Annotated in this window: 12 protein-coding genes and 1 pseudogene; 1 reads left to right on the forward strand and 12 read right to left on the reverse strand. The window is 64.3% G+C overall.

Going from position 1 to position 19,130, the window contains the following annotated elements; all coding sequences use genetic code 11:
- Nucleotides 1-28: 28 nt before the first annotated feature.
- The 10 genes from hfq to ndk form a co-directional block, all read right to left on the reverse strand.
- A complete protein-coding gene (gene hfq / locus AC0IYS_RS22360) occupies nucleotides 29-265 on the reverse strand; it encodes an RNA chaperone Hfq (protein ID WP_008450615.1) in 237 nt (78 codons plus the stop codon).
- A gap of 294 nt (nucleotides 266-559) precedes the next feature.
- Nucleotides 560-1,906: a ribosome biogenesis GTPase Der gene (der, locus tag AC0IYS_RS22365; RefSeq protein ID WP_315222098.1), complete on the reverse strand. Its 1,347-nt coding sequence runs from the start codon at nucleotides 1,904-1,906 to the stop codon at nucleotides 560-562.
- A 4-nt stretch (nucleotides 1,907-1,910) separates the two neighbouring features.
- The gene (gene bamB, locus AC0IYS_RS22370) at nucleotides 1,911-3,047 is read right to left on the reverse strand and encodes an outer membrane protein assembly factor BamB (protein WP_471707248.1); all 1,137 of its coding nucleotides are present in this window, start codon (nucleotides 3,045-3,047) and stop codon (nucleotides 1,911-1,913) included.
- 60 nt (nucleotides 3,048-3,107) lie between these two features.
- Entirely contained in the window at nucleotides 3,108-3,773 is a 666-nt protein-coding gene (locus AC0IYS_RS22375) for a YfgM family protein (protein ID WP_471707249.1), read from the reverse strand.
- 61 nt (nucleotides 3,774-3,834) lie between these two features.
- A complete protein-coding gene (gene hisS, locus AC0IYS_RS22380; protein ID WP_471707250.1) occupies nucleotides 3,835-5,187 on the reverse strand; it encodes a histidine--tRNA ligase in 1,353 nt (450 codons plus the stop codon).
- Between the two features lie 21 nt (nucleotides 5,188-5,208).
- On the reverse strand, nucleotides 5,209-6,480 hold the full coding sequence (gene ispG / locus AC0IYS_RS22385; RefSeq protein ID WP_471707251.1) for a flavodoxin-dependent (E)-4-hydroxy-3-methylbut-2-enyl-diphosphate synthase: 1,272 nt from the start codon (nucleotides 6,478-6,480) through the stop codon (nucleotides 5,209-5,211).
- A gap of 36 nt (nucleotides 6,481-6,516) precedes the next feature.
- Nucleotides 6,517-7,533, reverse strand: coding sequence for a helix-turn-helix domain-containing protein (locus tag AC0IYS_RS22390; protein ID WP_471707252.1), 1,017 nt, complete (start codon nucleotides 7,531-7,533; stop codon nucleotides 6,517-6,519).
- Between the two features lie 13 nt (nucleotides 7,534-7,546).
- On the reverse strand, nucleotides 7,547-8,374 hold the full coding sequence (gene pilW, locus AC0IYS_RS22395) for a type IV pilus biogenesis/stability protein PilW (RefSeq protein WP_471707253.1): 828 nt from the start codon (nucleotides 8,372-8,374) through the stop codon (nucleotides 7,547-7,549).
- Entirely contained in the window at nucleotides 8,374-9,546 is a 1,173-nt protein-coding gene (gene rlmN / locus AC0IYS_RS22400) for a dual-specificity RNA methyltransferase RlmN (protein ID WP_471707254.1), read from the reverse strand. Before rlmN ends, pilW begins: the two co-directional genes overlap by 1 nt.
- A gap of 82 nt (nucleotides 9,547-9,628) precedes the next feature.
- Nucleotides 9,629-10,036, reverse strand: a complete 408-nt coding sequence (gene ndk / locus AC0IYS_RS22405; RefSeq protein ID WP_090314593.1) for a nucleoside-diphosphate kinase — start codon at nucleotides 10,034-10,036, stop codon at nucleotides 9,629-9,631.
- A 279-nt stretch (nucleotides 10,037-10,315) separates the two neighbouring features.
- Here ndk and AC0IYS_RS22410 point away from each other — a divergent pair, with 279 nt between their 5' ends.
- The gene (locus AC0IYS_RS22410) at nucleotides 10,316-10,999 is read left to right on the forward strand and encodes a Bax inhibitor-1/YccA family protein (protein ID WP_471707255.1); all 684 of its coding nucleotides are present in this window, start codon (nucleotides 10,316-10,318) and stop codon (nucleotides 10,997-10,999) included.
- Between the two features lie 180 nt (nucleotides 11,000-11,179).
- Here AC0IYS_RS22410 and pbpC read toward each other — a convergent pair.
- Both pbpC and AC0IYS_RS22420 read right to left on the reverse strand, forming a co-directional pair.
- Nucleotides 11,180-13,344: pseudogene (gene pbpC / locus AC0IYS_RS22415) on the reverse strand (penicillin-binding protein 1C).
- Nucleotides 13,341-19,103: an alpha-2-macroglobulin family protein gene (locus tag AC0IYS_RS22420; RefSeq protein WP_471707256.1), complete on the reverse strand. Its 5,763-nt coding sequence runs from the start codon at nucleotides 19,101-19,103 to the stop codon at nucleotides 13,341-13,343. The pseudogene pbpC and the gene AC0IYS_RS22420 overlap by 4 nt, the downstream one beginning before the upstream one ends.
- Nucleotides 19,104-19,130 lie beyond the last annotated feature (27 nt).

The following is a 19,130-nucleotide window of genomic DNA, read 5'->3' on the forward strand; positions in this document are numbered from 1 at the left end:
AGTTGGAAAGAAGCCGAGATGCAAGCGCTTATTCCGCTTCGGATTCAATGTTGAGATTGACGGCGCGTGCCGGCACTACCGTGGAGATGGCGTGTTTGTACACCATCTGGGTAACGGTGTTGCGCAGCAGTACGACGTACTGATCGAACGATTCAATGTGGCCCTGCAGCTTGATGCCGTTGACCAGATAGATCGAGACAGGAACATGCTCTTTGCGCAAGGCATTGAGGAATGGGTCTTGTAACAGTTGCCCTTTGTTGCTCATAACAGCTCCATTTTATGTTGTTGTGTTGGAATTGGAGGCGAAACGCTTAATTTCAAGTGCGATTTCAAGTACGTGGCCCAGCGAAAGTCAAATGATTTCCGCTGAAACACCGCTCGCCACGCCGGGAATGGTGCTTCTAAGCCACTGTAACCTGTTTTGACAATTTTTGCAGGGGAGTCCCGTACAAAAGCGCCAAAATTCTCTTATTTTTTTCTTATTCAAACCCGCACTGCCGAGCTTGGACCGGGGGCGTACCCCGTACGGGGTACGCCCCCTGCTTTGGCTTGGGGTTTGTTACTTCGCCGGCGTCTTGGAGAACGGGTTTTTACCGGTGCGCAGCTCGATGCGCAATGGCGTGCCGACCAGCTGGAACGTGTCCCGGAAATGTTTTTCCAGGTAACGCTTGTAGGGCTCGCCGACGGCGTCCAAGGCGTTGCCGTGAATAACGATCACCGGCGGATTCATGCCGCCCTGGTGCGCATAACGCAGCTTCGGACGGATCGAACCCTTGCGGCGCGGCTCCTGCTTTTCCACCGCCTCGATCAGCGCGCGGGTCAGCTTCGGCGTCGACAGGTTGGCCGTGGCGGCGGCGTAGGCTGCGTCGACCGACTTCATCAGCGGGCCGATGCCCTGCGATTTCAACGCCGAGATGAAGTGCATCTTGGCGAACGACAGGAAGTCGAGCTTGCGGTCGATGTCGATCTTGATCTCGTCGCGCTCGTCGGTGCGCAAGCCATCCCACTTGTTGACGGCGATCACCAGCGCGCGGCCCGTCTCCAGCACGAAGCCGGCGATGTGGGCGTCCTGCTCGGAGATGTCCTGCTGGGCGTCGAGCATCAGCACGACCACGTTGGCCTCGGAGATCGACTGCAGCGTTTTAACGACCGAGAACTTCTCGATCGCCTCGAACACCTTGCCGCGGCGGCGGATACCGGCCGTGTCGATCAAGGTGTACTGCTTGCCTTCGCGCTCGAACGGAATCTCGATCGAATCGCGGGTGGTGCCTGGCATGTCGAAAGCGATGACGCGCTCTTCGCCGACCAGCGTGTTGATCAGGGTCGACTTGCCCACGTTGGGGCGGCCCACCAGCGCGATCTTGATGCCGTGGTCGGCCTTGTCGAGCTCCTCCGGGTCTTCCGGACGCTGGGCGAAGGCCAGGTTCAGCGCCTCCTCCACCAGGTCGGCGACGCCGTCGCCGTGGGCCGACGAGATCGAGTAAGGCTCGCCCAGTCCCAGCTCGTAGAAGTCGGCGACGACGGCGGTGTAGCGCATGCCCTCGGACTTGTTCACGACGAGCATGACCGGACGGCCGCTTTTACGCAGGAAGTCGGTAATGGTTTTGTCATGCGGCGTCAGGCCCTGGCGACCGTCGACCAGGAAGACGACGATGTCGGCTTCGGCCACGGCCTGCTTGGTCTGCTTGGCCATCTGATGCATGATGCCTTCCTTGGCGACCGGCTCGAAGCCGCCCGTGTCGATGACGAGGAAGGGACGTTCGCCGACACGGCCCTCGCCATAGTGACGATCTCGCGTCAACCCAGGCAAGTCCGCCACCAGCGCATCGCGCGAGCGGGTCAGACGATTAAACAAGGTCGATTTCCCTACATTGGGTCGACCCACTAGTGCGATTACCGGCTTCATTGTATTACTCGACCGCGAGAGCGGTCACTGTCCCTGATTGGGTTTGAAAAATCAAATTCGCGCCGGCGATGACGGGGTCCGATTGGATCGGGCTTCCGTCGGTCGCGGCACGACCTATGTACGAACCATCTTCCCGCGACAGGAAGTGGACGTAACCCTGGTAGTCGCCGACTGCCACAGCGCGGCCGAACGACACGGGGGTCGACAGGCGGCGATACGACAGCTTGTCGTTCTTCCAGGCGTTGCCGCCGCTTTCGCGGCTATAGGCGGCAACTTCGCCTTTGTCGTCGGAGACGAATACAAAACGCTGGTCCACCGCCACGCCCACGTCGGACGAAGTCGGCTTGCTCCAGTGCGGCGCGCCGGTGGTGGCGTCGAAGCAGGCCACGCGGCCCTGGTACGACACGGCGCAAACATCTTTTTCAAAGATCACCGGGGTGCCGGCGATGTCGGTCACCCGTTCCAGTTCGGTCGCGCCGCGCGGCTCGCCCACCACCAGTTCAAAGCGCTGCAGACCGCCGGCCAGCGCCAGCACCAACAGTTTGCCGCCCGGTTGGGCGACGTACACGTTAGGGCCGTTGATCGTCATGCCCGGCGCATTGCGCAGGGTCAGGGCCGGCGTGGTGCGCGTCACGTTCCATTTTTTGGCGCCGGTCTTGGCGTCGTAGGCGGTAATCAGGTTGTCGACGCTGCGCACCACCACCACGCCGCCGCCCACCACCGGGGAGGACAGCACTTCGCTGCTGGCCTGGCCCTTCCACAGTTCCTTGCCGTTGGCGTCATACGCCAGGATCACGCCTTTTTTGCCGCCGACGACGATGGTTTCACCGTCGCTGCCCACGCCGGCGGTCAGGTCGACGCCGGTCTTGATGCGCCATGCCTCCTTGCCGGTGGCCGCGTCCAGGCGCGCCAGCACGCCGTCGCCGTCGGCCACGTAGACGCTCTCGCCGACAACTGCCGGCGTAAAGACGGCGGTGCCGGCCTTGTTCATCGAATACTTCCAAACGGTCTTGGGCACCATGCCGCCCTTGAGCTCCACCAGCGGCGCCGGCTGGTTCTTGGTGTCTTTCGAGCCAAACAAGGAACAACCGGCCAACATCGCGAACACACTTGCAGCAATAACTTTTTCGGTAATACGCATTTTTTAACCTTGATCTGGAGAGCTAAGCGGGCGCCGTGGCGCCCTTGCGGCATGACTTATTTAGGCGGGGCTTTTGGCGTCTTTGGCGTCGGCCGGCACGGAGCCGCCGATGGCCTCGAACTTCAGCTGGATCAGCTGGCGGCCCGGGTTCTTCTTGTCGGTCGCGTCCAGCGCGGCCTGGTAGGCGGCGCGGGCTTCGGCGATCTTGTTCTGCGCGGCCAGGATGTCGCCCTTGCGGTCGGCGATGGCGCCGGCGAATTGCGGCGCCACGTCGCCCGACAACGCCTTCAGCGCCTCGTCATAGGCTTTTTCGTCCAGCAGGATGCCGGCCAGGCGAATCTTGGCCAGGGCCTTGAATTCGTCGCCGCCGTGGTCAATCGCCCACTGCAGCTGCGCCTTGGCCGACTTGACGTCGTTGGCATCGAAGCTGCTCTTGGCGGCCACCAGCGCGGCCATCGGCGCGTAGGTGGTGCTGCCGAATTTCGATTCCATGTCGCCGGCGGCGCGCAGCACTTTGGCGTTGTCCTTGGCTTGCACGGCCGTTTGCAGTTCTTCGTACAGTGCCGAGGCCTGGTTCGATTGGTTGCGCTGGTAGTAGTTCCAACCCGCCCAGGCGGAATAGGCGGCCAGGCAGGCGATCAGCACCCACGAGGTCAGGTTGCCGTATTTTTCCCACCAAGCTTTAAGAGTAGCGAGTTGTTCTTGTTCTTCGAGATCGTATGCCATGTCAGTTCGTCTGCTAGAGGATTAATGAATGCGTTTAAAAAACGTCGCTTAGTGCAACCGGTTAGTGATTGCAATGCTCGTCGTGCACGTGGTGGTGGTGATCGCCGCTGCCGGTGATCTGGTCGACCAGGAAGTCGACGGCGTCGTCGAACGGCACCGTCGATTGCTGCATGTCGCCCTCCTCCGCGCGCATCGCCTTGACGGTGGCGGTGTGGTTGGCCACTTCGTCCTCGCCGATGATGACGGCGAACGAGGCGCCGCTGCCGTCGGCCTTTTTCATCTGCGTCTTGAAACTGCCAGGACCGTTGGCGGTCGAGGCGTGCATGACGACATCCAGGCCGGCGTCGCGGATACGTTCGCCCAGCACGAAGGCTTGCAGCTGCGCGGCCTCGCCCTGGTGCACCAGGTAGACGTCGCACTGGTTAGGCTGTTCCGGCTCGCCGGCTTCCTTCATCAGCTCCAGCAGTCGTTCGATACCCATGGCGAAACCGACGGCCGGTGTCGGCTTGCCGCCGAACGACGCGATCAGCGGATCGTAACGGCCGCCGGCGCACACGGTCCCTTGCGAGCCCAGTGCGTCGGTGACCCATTCGAACACGGTGCGGTTGTAGTAATCGAGGCCGCGCACCAGGCGGTTGTTGATCACGTACGGGATGTTGTTGTGGTCGAGGATCTTGCGCACGCCGTTGAAGTGGGCCAGCGATTCCTCGCCCAGGTATTCCATCAGCTTCGGCGCGCCGTTGACCATCTCCTGCATCGCCGGATTCTTGGTGTCCAGGATGCGCAGCGGATTGGTGTGCAGGCGGCGCTTGGCTTCGGCGTCGAGGATGTCTTCGTGCTTTTCCAGATAGGCGATCAGGTCGACGCGGTGGCGCGCGCGCTCTTCGGCGTCGCCGATCGAGTTCAGTTCGAGGCGGATGTTTTCCAGGCCCAGGTCATCCCACAGGCGGCGGCACATCATGATCAGTTCGGCGTCGACGTCCGGGCCGTTGAAGCCGACGGCTTCGCAGCCGAACTGGTAGAACTGGCGATAGCGGCCGCGCTGCGGACGCTCGTGGCGGAACATCGGGCCGGTGTACCACAGGCGCTTCGGGCCTTCGTAGACCAGATTGTGCTCGATCACCGCGCGCACCGCGCCGGCCGTGCCTTCCGGGCGCAGGGTCAGCTCGTCGCCGTTCATCGAATCGGTGAACGAGTACATTTCCTTCTCGACGATGTCGGTCACGGCGCCGATGGCGCGCTTGAACAGCGCGGTGTCTTCGACGATCGGCGTGCGGATCTGCTGGAAGCCGTAGCTTTGCACGACCGATTGCGCGGTGTTTTCAAACAGCTGCCACAGATGCGAATCGGTCGGCAGGATATCGTTCATGCCTTTGACGGCGGTGATCTTTTCAGCTTTTTTGTTTTCGGACATTTCGATCTTCTTCAATTCTTTTTAAACGGCTGCGACGGAGTTACCGTAGTTCTTCTTGACGTAATTCAGTACGATTTCCTGGAATTCCTCGACGATGCGCTCACCGCGCAGGGTCGCGAACTTGGCGCCGTCGACGAACACCGGCGCCGCCGGCGATTCGCCGGTGCCCGGCAAACTGATGCCGATGTTGGCGTGCTTCGATTCGCCCGGACCGTTGACGATGCAGCCCATGACGGCCACGTTCATCGCCTCCACGCCCGGATAGGTCTTTTTCCACTCCGGCATCGAGTCGCGCAGATAGGTCTGGATATTGTCGGCCAGCTCCTGGAAGGTGGTCGAGGTGGTGCGGCCGCAACCCGGGCACGCGATCACCATCGGCGTGAATTTGCGCAGGCCCATGGTCTGCAAAATCTCCTGGCCGACCACCACTTCCTTGGTGCGGTCGCCGCCCGGCTCCGGCGTCAGCGAGATGCGGATGGTATCGCCGATGCCCTCTTGCAGCAGCACCGACAGCGCCGCCGTCGAGGCGACAATGCCCTTGCTGCCCATGCCGGCCTCGGTCAGGCCCAGGTGCAGCGGATAGTCGCAGCGCTTGGCCAGCTCGCGGTAGACGGCGATCAAATCCTGCACGCCCGAGACTTTACACGACAGGATGATCTTGTCGCGGCCCAGGCCCAGTTCCTCGGCGCGCACGGCGTTCTCGATGGCGGAGGTGATCAGCGCCTCGTACATCACCGCCTGCGCGCTCCACGGCTCGGCGCGGCCGGCGTTTTCGTCCATGATGCGCGCCAGCAGCGCCTGATCCAGGCTGCCCCAGTTGACGCCGATGCGCACCGGCTTGTCGTAGCGCGCGGCCACTTCGATCATCTGCGCGAACTGCGTATCGCGCTTGGCGCCCTTGCCGACGTTGCCCGGATTGATGCGGTACTTCGACAGCGCCTTGGCGCAGTCCGGATAATCGTTCAGCAGCGTGTGGCCGTTGTAGTGGAAGTCGCCCACCAGCGGCACGTCGACGTCCATCTTGTCCAACTGCTCGCGGATGTACGGCACCGCCTCGGCGGCCTCCGGACGGTCCACCGTCAGGCGCACCAGCTCCGAACCGGCGCGCGCCAGGTCGCGGATCTGGATCGCCGTCTCGATCGCGTTGGCGGTGTCGGTGTTGGTCATCGACTGCACCACCACGGGCGCGTCGCCGCCGACCCAGATCTTGCGCTGGCCGTGCGCGACCAGCACGCTGCGGCTGGCGCGGCGGTTCGACGGTCCCGAAGGAATAGCTGTTTGCGTAGAAGACATGACTGTTTGCTCGTGCTGGCTAATTAATGACTCAATTTACTTGATATTCACGCGGGAGATCGTCCCGCCGGCGACCGGTGGCAGCGCCAATGGCGCGCCGCCCAAGGTCGCTTTCACGCCATCCGGTTTGCCGACGATCAGCAGGGCCGGGTCCTTGATGTCGAAGGTCTCGGTGCTGCCGGCCTTGACCAGGCGCGAAATCAGCGGCTTGGTGCCCGGACGGCGAATCTCCACCCACGAATCGGCCGTCACTTCCAGCACCAGCTGGGTGCCGGTGGCGGCGGCCGGAGCGGCTGCCGGCGGCAGCACCTGCGCGGCCGGCGCGCCGGTCGCTGGCGTGGTGGTGGTGGTGGTCGTTGCGGCAGCTGGCGCGGTGGCGCTGCCCGCAGGCGCGCTCGCGGCGTCGGCAGGGTTGGTCGACGTGCCTGGCGGCGGCACCGAAATCAGCGGCACGTTGGGCGACTGCAGCGGCGCCGTTTCCTGGCCCGGCTTGACCAGGGTGGTCTCCAGCGGCATGGTCGAATCGATCGGCTTGGGCAGCTCGGTCACGGCGCTGGCGGCGGAATCACCGCTGGCGCGCTCGAACATCGAGGTCGAGATCAACCCGCTCTGGTAGGCGTACACACCGCCGCCGATCAACGCGGCGGCCACCACCACGGCGCCCACGATCCAGCCGCCACGGCCGGACGAACGGTCGGTCATCAGCGGGAAGCGTGACTCCGAAAACTCGGCGGCCCGTTGCGTGCGCGGCGGCGCGGCCTCGGGGCTGGTCGGCGAGATCACCGCGATCATCGCCACCAGCGGCGTCGGGTCCAGCTTGACGACCTTGGCGTAGGCGCGGACGAAACCACGCACCACCGCCATGTTCGGCAAGGAGGCGTAGTCGCCCGTTTCAAGCGCGACGACCTGGCGCGGCGCCAGCTTGAGCTGGTCGGCGATCTGTTCCACCGACATGCCCATCGCTTCGCGCTGGGCGGCCAGTTGTGCTCCGGGCGTGGCCAGGCTGCTGCTGCCCTGGTCTTTTTTCGGCGGTTCTGCCCACTCTGAATTCATTGGTATCCCTGTCTCACTCATCAAACGCCCCACGTTGATAAGCAGCATATTCGGTCGAGCCGGGGTGGAGGCGGCGCAATTGCGTCGCCCAACCATCTTCAGCCCCCTTGTCGCCCACCTTATGCTGCACCTTAATCCCGAGCCACAGCACATCGGCCGTCAGGCTCTCCATCTTTGCCACCTTGTTCAGACGGGTAATGAAGAAATTGGCGCGCACATAATCGCGCTTTTCAAAATATACCCGCGCCAGATTGGCGTTGGTGGCCGGCAGGTCGGGCGTCAACTGCAAGGCTTGCAGCAGATAACGCTCCGCGCTGGCGTAATCCTTGGTCTTCAGCGCGCAGGACCCGGCGTTGTTCGCGGCCGACGCCGGCGAACGATAGCTGCGGTTGCCCAGCGCCGTATCGAACAGTGGCATCGCCTCCGCCACCCGGCCGCTCTGGCACAGGAAAGAACCATAATTGTTGGCCAGATCCGGATTGCCCGGCGCGAGTTTGCGCGCGCGGACAAAGTTATCCTCGGCCAGGCCGTTCTCTCCCATGGCCTGGTAAATCAGGCCGCGCATGCCATAGGCGTCGGCGTACTGCGGATCGGCCAGCAGCGCCATCTTGACCTCGTCGAGCGCGAACGGGTACTGGCCCTGCTCGTAGTACCCGACCGCCAGCTGCATGCGGATCTCGACCTTGCGCTGGGCGCTGGTCTGGTCCGACGCGGTGGTCAGCTCGGCCTGGCCGCTGTTGCCGCGTTCCGGCCCCGAGGCGCAGCCGGCCAACGTCCCCGCCAGCGCCGGGATCAACCCGAGCGCGACAAGCCGCCGGCTACGCTGCGCCAGGAGCGTCATCAGGAAGTGATCTCCACGATCTTGCCGAAATTGGCGCCGAACTTTTGCTGGTACTCGGCCATCTTTTCCATCCGCTGCGCCACCTTGGTGCGGTCCTGGACTTCGCCGGCCAACTGGCCGCAGGCGGCGTCGATATCGTCGCCGCGCGTCTTGCGGATGGTGGTGACGATGCCGGCGTCGACCAGGATCTGGGCGAAGGCCTTGATGCGCGGGTTCTTCGAGCGCAGCAGGCCCGATTCCGGGAACGGATTGAACGGGATCAGGTTGAATTTGCAGTTGACGCCGAACTGGCGGTCCTGCACCAGCGCGATCAGTTCGCGGGCGTTCTCGTCGGAGTCGTTGACGCCGTCGAGCATGCAATATTCGAAGGTGATGAAGTCGCGCGGGGCGAACTCCAGATAGCGCTTGCAGGCGGCCATCAGTTCCTTGAGCGGATACTTTTTGTTCAGCGGGATCAGGCTGCTGCGCAGTTCGTCATTGGACGCGTGCAGCGACACGGCCAGCGCCACCGGCACTTCCTGCGACAGCTTGTCCATCATCGGCACCACGCCGGAGGTCGACAGGGTCACGCGGCGGCGCGACAGACCGTAGGCGTTATCGTCGAGCATCAGCTTGAGGGCGGTGGCGGTCGGCTCGAAGTTCAGCAGCGGCTCGCCCATGCCCATCATGACGACGTTGGTGATCTGGCGCTCGCCTTTCGGACCGGGCTCGATGCCCTTGGTGCGGCGCAGTTCGAACTCGGCCATCCACAGCTGGCCGATGATCTCGCCCACGCTGAGGTTGCGGCTGAAGCCCTGCTTGCCCGTCGAGCAGAAACGGCAGTTGACGGCGCAGCCGGCCTGCGTGGAAATGCACAGGGTGCCACGATTTTCTTCCGGGATGAACACGGTTTCGACCGCGTTGCCGTTGCCGACGTCGACCAGCCATTTGCGTGTGCCGTCGGTGGACGTGTGGTCGCTGATGATGGCGGGCGCGGTGACGTGGGCGCGGGTTTTCAGTTTGTCGCGCAGCGACTTGGCCAGATCGGTCATGGCGTCGAAATCCGACGCGCCGAATTGATGGATCCAGCGTTGCAGTTGCTTGGCGCGGAACGGCTTCTCCCCCAACTCGGCGCAATAAGCGATGAGCTGCGCGGGATCGAAGTCCAGCAAGTTGGTCAGAGGTGCGTTCATAGTCAGTTTCAAAACAGTTCTAAAAAGCTCCGTTTCCGCGCGGAGGCGGAAACGGGGAATTACACGAATTACTTACCGCAGATTACTTGCCGAAGAAGTAGGCAATTTCAACTGCAGCGGCTTCGACAGCGTCGGAACCGTGTACGGCGTTGGCGTCGATCGAGTCGGCGAAGTCAGCACGGATGGTGCCTTTTTCTGCCTTCTTAGGATCGGTAGCGCCCATCAGTTCGCGGTTTTTCAGGACGGCGTTTTCGCCTTCCAGTGCCTGGATCATGACTGGGCCCGAGACCATGAAGTCGACCAGGTCTTTGAAGAAGCCGCGCTCTTTGTGCGCAGCGTAGAAACCTTCAGCCTCTTCACGCGACAGCTGCTTCATTTGAGCAGCAACGATCTTCAGGCCAGCGCCTTCGAAACGGCTGTAGATTTGGCCGATAACGTTTTTTGCAACTGCGTCTGGTTTGATGATCGACAGGGTGCGTTCGATTGCCATTTGAAAAACTCCAATAAAAAGAAAGGTTTAAAACAAAATTGATAGCTCAATCAACCTTTGATTTTACCATAGAACACCCCACATTCCGAGCAAGGGCACCAGATAAGGATGTCAGCGGGCAAGCTAACGCCCCATTCCGGGGCGAAAAATCCCCGTTTTGACGCGGATCGGTGGGTTTAAGCCCGGATTAAGTGCTTTTGGTACATGTTTTTGGGTATTTTGGCTAGTACGTGCTATGCTTTTAACAAGCAGTAAATCGAATCACTTCAGGGAGGCACTATGATTAATATGGAAAAAACTTACGATCTGTCAGCAGGCAGTCGCCGTGCCGTACAGCACAACGTGCTGCGCAATACGTACTGGCTGCTCGCGCTGTCGATGATCCCGACCGTCTTTGGCGCGGCGCTGGGCGTGTCCCTGCACCTGCCGCTGGGCGGCGGTCTGATGGCCCTGGTGTTCCTGGCCGGCGCCTTCGGTTTCATCTGGGCGATTGAAAAGAATAAGGAATCCGGCGTGGGCGTGGCCCTGCTGCTGGGCTTCACGTTCTTCATGGGTCTGATGTTGACGCCTTTGTTGTCGCGCATCCTGGGCTTCTCCAACGGCGGCTTCCTGATCATGGCGGCCTTCGGCGGTACGGCGTCGGTGTTCGCGGTGCTGGCAACGGTTGCCACGGTGTCCAAGCGCGATTTCTCGGGCATGGCCACGTGGCTGTTCGCCGGTGTCATTGTGCTGATTTTGGCTTCGCTGGCCAACATCTTCCTGAACATCCCGGCGCTGGGCATCGTCATCTCGGTGGTGGCGATCGCGATCTTCTCCGCGTACATCCTGTATGACGTGCAGCAGATCGTCAACGGCGGCGAGACCAACTACATCAGCGCCACCTTGCGTTTGTACCTCGACGTGTACAACATCTTCACCAGCCTGTTGTCGCTGCTGGGTATCGCCGGCGGTAGCCGCGATTAAGATCGTCAGTTAGCAGCACCCAAAAAGCCGGCCATGTGCCGGCTTTTTTATTGGGCCGCCTCCCCGCTGGGGCCGCGGACCACGAATGACCACCGGATCCACGTAGGGCGGATTAGCGAAGCGTAATCCGCCATGCGTGCGCAGTCAGCGGCCCAAAGATGGCGGATTACGGCGTTCCGCCTAATCCGCCCTACGTGGAACAGTGGAAGTTTGTTCTCGCTCGGCGTTGCCGCGCACCTGGAACCGGTTCGTGGCGACGGCTTTGCCTTCATCATCGACCAGCGCCAGCTCGTGCTGGCCGGCCACCGGGTGCCACGCGTAGTCCACATCCGCCCCACCCAGTGCCGCGCCGTCCAGCCGCCATCGCAGCCCTCGCCCGCCCTGAGCGTGAAAAAACACCCGCTCGATACTTTTCGGGATATCCGGATCGAGCGCGATAATCCCGGTATCGCCAGGGTAGAGTATCTTCGGCGCCCTCCCCCATCGCCGACCAGCGCGACGACCGGGCTTTCCGTCCCGGCCAGGAACCACTCGCCGCGCGCCGTCTCCAGCGCCGGCTGATACACGATCTGCTGGCGCGCCACGCCGGTCGGCGCTTTCGGCGCTCCGCTCGGCCGGCCGCGATGCAGATAATCGACGACATCGCGCCACACCGGCGCCGCCCCCGTCACCCCGGAGACGTCCCACATCGGCTGGCCATCGAAATTGCCGACCCAGACGCCGACCGTGTAGCGGTCCGTGTAACCCACGCACCAGTTGTCGCGCATGTCCTTGCTGGTGCCGGTCTTGACGGCGCTCCAGAAGGTCGTCGCCAGTTCGTTTTTCAAGCCGAAGGTCAGGCTGCGCGCTCCCCGGTCGGCCAAAATGTCGCCGACGATGAAGCTGGCGCGCGGATCCAGTACACGGTGCTGCGCCTGCGCCGGCGCTCCGGCCAACGACAGCCGCACCTGCCCCGCCATGCCGCCATTGGCCAACACGCGGTAGGCGTTGCTCAGCTCCAGCAGCGACACTTCGGCGGAGCCCAGCGCCAGCGAATAGCCGTAGAAATCCGCCGATTCGGTCAAGCTGCTCAACCCCACGTCGCGCAGCCGCTCGTGGAAGCGCTCCAGTCCCGTCATCACCAAGGTGCGCACCGCCGGCACGTTCAACGAACTGGCAAGGCTGGTCCTGACGCTGACATACCCTTTGAAATCCTTGTCGTAATTCTGCGGAACGTACAGTCCGGACGGCGTGGAGATATCGATCGCCGTGTCGTCCATCAGCGAGGCGGCCGTGATTAATTTGCGCTCGATCGCCAGTTCGTACAGAAATGGTTTCAGCGTCGACCCGGCCTGCCGCAACGCCGCCACGCCATCGACCTCGCCGTCGCCGGCATTGCCCACGTAGGCGAGGATGTCGCCGCTGGCGTTGTCGAGCACCACCACCGCGCCATCGTGGACGTTACGACCTTGCAGCGACATCAATTGCTGGCGCAGGACGGTCTGCGCATACCGCTGCAATTCCCCGTCCAGGGTGCTGCGGACCGACTGCCCGCCACCGGTCAACAGCTGCTGCGCCACCTGCGGCGCCGGCGGCAAATCGACCGCCAACTGCGGACGCCCCAACGCGACCAGGATGCGCAGCTCAATGTCGCTGCAGGTCGCGGGCATCTTCAGTTCGCGCCCCAATGCGCAGGCACGCTGCGAGACGGTCTTGGGCGATGCCGACGGCCCGCGCAGCAGGCTGGCGAGTATCACCGATTCGGACTGGTTCAGGCCCGACGGCGCCTTGCCGAACAGGATGCGCGACGCCGCGCCAACGCCTTGCAGCTCGCCGCGATACGACACCAGGTTCAGGTAGGCCTCGATAATTTGCTGCTTGCTCCAGGTGGCGTCCAGCTGGCGCGCGGCCTTGATCTGGTCCCACTTCTGGCCCCAGCTGCGGCCCTTGGCGCTCGGTCGCAGATCCGGATGCAGCAGCGCGGCCAATTGCATGGTGATGGTCGACGCTCCGCGCGGACGGCTGCGGAACAGGTTATCCCAGGCCGCCTTGGCGGCGGCACTCCAGTCCACCCCATCGTGTTGATAGAAACGCTGGTCCTCCGCCTGCAAGATCGCCCCCGGCAACGCGGGCGAGATATCCTTCAGCTCCACCCACGGCAGACGGCGCACCGTCATGTCGATGCGCAGCGACTGCACCGGTTCGCCGTGGCGGTCCAGCAGCGCCGCCTCGGACGAACGGTAGTCGGCGCGCACCTGCTCCGGCGTCGGCACGTCCTGCGTCTGCGCCGCCTGCGGACCGGCGGCATGCGCGGCGCCGGCCAGCGCCAGCGTGACCAGCAGGATCGATCTCACTTCACCCTTCATTTCACCCTCAACGGCGCGTTCGGCGACTCGCCGAACATCTCCGGACTGTACATCGCTTCGACACGCGTCGGCGGCAGATTGAACTGACCGGCATTATTCAGCCGCACCGTGTACTCGACGCTCCATTTCCCCTTCGGTACGAACTGGTAGAACGAATGGAAGCCCTCGAAGGTGCGCTCCTCGAACGCAGGTTCGACCCAGCCGGTGCGGCGGTTGCCCGCGTCCAGCAAGGCCGAATCGCGGCCCAATCCCGAACCGAGCACCGTGGCGCTGGCCGGGATCGGATCGTCCACCACCACCCAGGTCATGTCCGATTGCGCTTCCAGGTCGAGCCGCACCCGATAGACATCGCCGCGCGACCACTCGCCCTTGACCGCCTGTTCGACCGGCGTGATGGTCTTGGCGATCTTGTAGCCGCTCGACAGCGGCGCCTTGAGCGGCACCGCCGCCACGGTCTGCAAGGTCACCCACGGCTTGCCGGTGCCGGCGTGATCGAGTTCCAGGTTGCCGCTGCCGCCGCGCGGCCACGGCAGCATGGCCTTGCCGCCGCTGGCGTCGCCGCCAAAGGCGATGCTCTTGCTGGCCTGTCCAAGGGTCGCGCTGGCGGTGCCGGTCACCTTCTGGCTCTCGAACTTGTGCGCGAAGCGGTCCAGCGCCAGCACGCCCCAGGCGTTGGCCACGGTCGTACCCCAGCGTCCGGCGCGTTGCCGTCCGAGGGCGCCGCGCGCCAATCGGCCCATGTCGTCGCGCCAGGCGGGATTGTCGGCCATCGCCAGCAACAGCCGGTTGGCGTTGCTGTCGGCGGACGCCATCAGCCACCACCAGTCGTCGGTGCGTTCGGTCGAGAAGCCCATCGTCGTGCCCTGGAGGTTCAGGCGCGAACGCAAAATCTGCTCCGCGTTGGCCAACCGTTCGGCGCGCTGCGGCAGCTTATCGGAGCGGCGCAGGATCAGATACCAGTCGATGACGGCCGACGTCGGCCACAAATTTGGCGCGATCGTGAACGATTCGAGCTCGCTGGCCTTGATTCCGCTGGAGCGCGACAGCGCCTCCAGCGCGGCGATCTTGCGCACCGCCAGATCGGCCGTCGGCAGCGCCGAATACAACGTCACCTTACCCTGCACGAAGGCCAGCAGGCCGGACTCCATGCGCGCCTTCAGCTCCGGCGGGATCTCGTAGCCGGCTTCGTCCGAAGCCGAGAGCACATAGGCGGTCAGGCTGTCGCTGCCCGACTGCATGCTGGCGAAATACTTGACCAGGCCATTCGCATCCAGATGCGCCGGCAGCGTCTCAACCGCCGACTGCCACATGGCGGGATCGTGCAGCGCGATCGCGCGCGACGCCACCTGCTCGAAGCAGCGGTAAGGATAGGCGCTCATGTAATCGCGCACGCCGGGCATGTCGCCGCCCAGCGTGGTGGCGAATTGCGTCTGCACGCCGCCACGGCCCGGCAAGGCGTCCTCCGGCAGCTTGACCGGAATGCTTTGCTTGCGATCCAGCTGGAGCAAGGTCGCCTGCGTGGTGCGCAACGGCACCGCCGCCACAACCTTCTGCTTGACCTTCAGGCGGTCGCGCGAAGCCGGGGCATCAGCCGCACCAGCGATGCTTGCGCTGACGTCCCAGGCCAGCGACTGCGCGCCCAGCGGCACCAGGTAATCCCAGCCGACGTCACGCGCTTCTCCGGCTTCCAGCGCCACCTGCTGCTGCGCCAACGCCTTGCCGGCGGCGGTCGCCCCCAGCGTGACCTTGACGGCGGCATCGGTCGTATTGCGCAGGGTGAAGCCGGCGCGGAAGCGGTCGCCCTCGCGCACCACCGCCGGCAGGCCAGATAGCAGGATCAGATCCTGCGAACTGCGCACTTCCGTACGGCCGGTGCCGAACAAATCGGCCTGCGCGTTGGCGATGGCGACGATGCGGAAAGCCGTCAGCGAATCGTTGATCGGCACCTCCACCGAGGCCTCGCCGTTGGCGTCGAGCGTCACGCGCGCCTTCCAGAACAGCAGCGTGTCGAACAGTTCGCGGCCGCCGCCCTTGCCGCCGCCACCGCCGTGCGGCACGGCCTTGCGGCCGAAGTGGCGCTTGCCGACCACCTGCATTTGCGCGGTCGCGGTCTGCACCTGCAAACTACGCTGCTGCATCATCGTCTCCAGCAGATCCCAGCTGGCGTTGGGCATCAGCTCCAGCAGGCCGACATCGACCGCCGCCAGCGCCACCTCGGCGCCGGCCGGCGGCGCCGAGCCATCGGCGCGCGTCACCTTCACTTTGACGGCGGCCTTGTCGCGCACCTTGTAGACCTGCTTGTCGGACGTTACCTGCACCTTCAGCTCATTGGCGGACCAGCCCACCCGCAGCGGCGCGATCCCCAGCTTGTAGGCGGGCTTGCCCAGATCGACCAGCGCGGTCGGCTGCACGCTCGCCACGCGCCCGCGCACCACCAGCGCCGAGACGTACACGTTCGGCGCGTACGCCTTCTTGACCGGGATCGTGAACACTGGCTCGCTCGCGGTCAGCGGCCGCACGTAAGTGTCGATGACGCCTTCGCGCTCCACCGTCACCAGCGCGGTCGCTTCGCGGAACGGCATGCGCACCTGGAAGCTGGCGGTGTCGCCCGGCTCGTAGCGTTTTTTCTCCGGCAGCAGGTCGATGCGGTCGTTGTCGGTGGCGCTGAACCACCAGTCGTCGCCGTCGGCGACCCACATCTCGCGGTTGGTCATGGCCACGTGCCGTCCACCGTCGCGGGTTTGCGCGCGCAGAATCAGGTTACCCGACGCCGGCGCCTTGACCTGGCAGATCAGCAGTCCCTTGGTATCGGTGCGGCCGTCGCAGGCGGCGCCCATGGCTTTGACTTCGCTACTGTTCTCGTAGGCGTAGAAGCCGCCGATCAAGCGCCTGCGGTGGGCGTACGAATTCCGCTGGAAGAAATCGACCGACACCGGCGCGTCGGCCACCGGCTTGCCTTGCAAGTCCAGCACCACCACCTGGAACTTGAGCGCGTCCTTGCTCATCACCCAACCGTCGGGCTGGATGCCGATCACATAGTTCGACGGCCACAGGGGAATGCGCGTGGCCACCGACAGCGTCTCGCCGTTGGCGTCCTGATAAGACATCTCCGCCATTAGTTCATGCGGAACCGTGAATGCGGGCAGCTGATCGAGCGTGACGCGGGTGCCGCCGGCCTTGTCCAGGGTCAGGTTGCGCGTCTTGAAGCCGGTCGCCGCGCCTTCGGTGGCGCCCTCGCCGCCTTCGTCGAACACGCCCTCGTCCTCGTCGAAGCCACCCGACTGGCGCTCGACGCCGAGCTTGACGTCGCCGCTGCTGAAGGTGAAGTTCTCGTAGTCCTCGAAGCTCACATGCTTGTCCTGCACCACCGTGCGCAATTGCACCGGCGCGCCGCCGGCGCCACCGCCGGACAGGTAGCTCAGTTGTACGTCCAGGTCGACCGACGTGGCCTGCACGGCGGGCGTCTTCGGTCCTTGCAGCAGGGCCTTCATGGTCGGCACCCGGAACTGCTCGACGCGGAAGCGTCCGGCCACGCGGCCGCCCAGCATCACCTGATACCAACCCTGCTTGGCGTCGGCGGGAATCGCCCAGTCGTTGGCGGCGGTGGCGTTGGCACTCCAGGCGATCGGCAACTCGTAGCGTTGTTCGCTACCCTCGTGGACCAGGAAAATGCTCGACGGCTGCGCCTTGCGCTCCTCGGCCGTCAGCTGGTGGGTATCGTAGGCGGCCCGCTGCTTGCGCAGCTTATCGTTCGCGCCGACCAGCGCAATCCCCTGCTCCACGTGGCGGCGCAGGAAGTGCTTCATGTGCACCGTCTCGCCGGCGCGCAGCAAAGTGCGGTCGAATACCGTGGCGGCGATGACGTTGTCGGCCCCTTCGCCTTCGGTCGGCAGGTTGAAGCGCCAGTTCTCGATGCCGCGATCCCAATCGGACAAGGTGAACGTCATGTCGCCGCCGCTGCGCGCGCTGACAAAGAAGCCGCCGCGCGGCTCGCACGCGCTCTCCGCCAGCTCCTGCTGGATGCGCGCCACGCCGTCGCCGTTGGTGACGCCCTGCCACACCTGTTTGCCGGCGCAATCGCGCACCGACACCTGCGCCTGCGGCACCGGCTTGCCCTTGTCGAGCGACGTCACCCACACCAGCGACGACTGCGCGCCGCGCTTGAAGTGCGCCACCAGATTGGTCACCAGCGCGGCCGAACTGACGTAGGCCGTCTCGCGCTTGCCGGACAAGGCCGCGCCCAAGCGCGGGCTGGCCAGTTCGACCACGTAAAAACCCGGCTTGCGCAACGGGATGCCGACCACCTCGAAGGCCTGCCGGCCGCCCGGCTTGGGCATGGTGAACCGCTGCACTGCCGTGGCGCCAGCGCCGCCGGCCAGCAGGGGCTTGTACAAGGCGTCCCCACCCAGTTCGCCCGGTTGCCAGCTGCCGCTATAGCTCATGCGCTTGAGCCAGGAGATGATTTGCTGGTCCTGCTGCTCCTGCGTGCCGGCGTCGTTGACGCGCAGGGACGCGCCTTCGATCGCGGTTTTCAGGCCGGCCACGTTGGCTTCGACATTACGCACGGTGACAGGCAGCAGGCGGTCGCCCTTCGATTCGATGATGCCGAAGCGCGCCGGGAACTTGACCAGGGGCGGCTGCGCGGCGGTCTGCACCGCCATCGGGAAGCGCCGTTGATTGATCAGCGGGCGGCCGGCGTCGTCCTTCAGCGCAGGCGGCAGCGACAGCATCAATTTGGCGTTTTCCGGGAACGGCCCGGGGATGGTCAAATGCGCGACATCGTCGGCCTTGGCATCGTATTTGTCCAGTTGCGACTTGAAGACTTTACCGCCCGGCGCGGTCACCCTGACGGCCAACGCATCGGCCTTGCCCACCGGCGCGGAGAACTGCAATTGCAGCGGCAGGAAGGGGATGCAGCCGCCCTTGACGGCAAGCCGCTCGCAACTGAGTTTGGCGGTGAAGTCGGGCCGCGTCTTGAACGCCAGCGTTTGCGCCTGGCCGGTGACGATGCCGCTGTCGGCGGCGATGCCGGCGCCCCACACCAGCGCCACGTTGGCTTCCGCCGGCAAGGGCCGCTGGCATTGCAGCACCACGATGGGCAGCTTCTCGATCCGGTTGCTGCGCACCGTCGTCGTCGCGCGCCACACCACGCCGCGCGCCTTGAAGTACAGCGACAGATAGCGGTTGGCGAAGTCCTTGCGCAAATCGAGGATCTTCTGGCGCTCGGCGCCGGCGAGGATGCGCACGCCGATCTTTTCATGCACGCCGTCGGCGCGGCACCAGGCGTTGGCGGCGACGGTGGCGTCGCTGGCCGGGGCGTCGAGACCGAGCACGAAGATCTGCTGTTCGTCGATGCGGTTGCTGCCTTCATACGGCAGCGATTCGACGATGGCGGGACCGCCGGTGTCGAAACCGAAGGCGCGCTCGCCGGACAGCGGCTTGCCGCCCTGGTCCTTGACGTCGCCCCTGACGGTGAAGCGGCAGGCCACGCCGGCCGGCAGGTCCCTGTCGAAATCGTAGCTCCAGTTTTGACCGTCGATCCAGCGCCCCTTGCCCTGCTCCGGGCAATCGACGGTGAAGGGATCGGCCAGGCGCATATCGCCCAGCGGAACCATGGGTGCGCTGAAGCGCGCCACCACTTGGCGCACGCCTTTGACGGTGCCTGTTGGCGAAAACGAGGTGATGGTGGTTTGGGCGAAAACGGCGAGCGGCAGGCTGCAGAAAGCAGCCATGCCGATAAGACGGGACAGAAGGCGCATGCCAACTCCGGATGCTATGTGGAATCA

The sequence above is a fragment of the Duganella sp. AC237 genome (assembly GCF_979254035.1).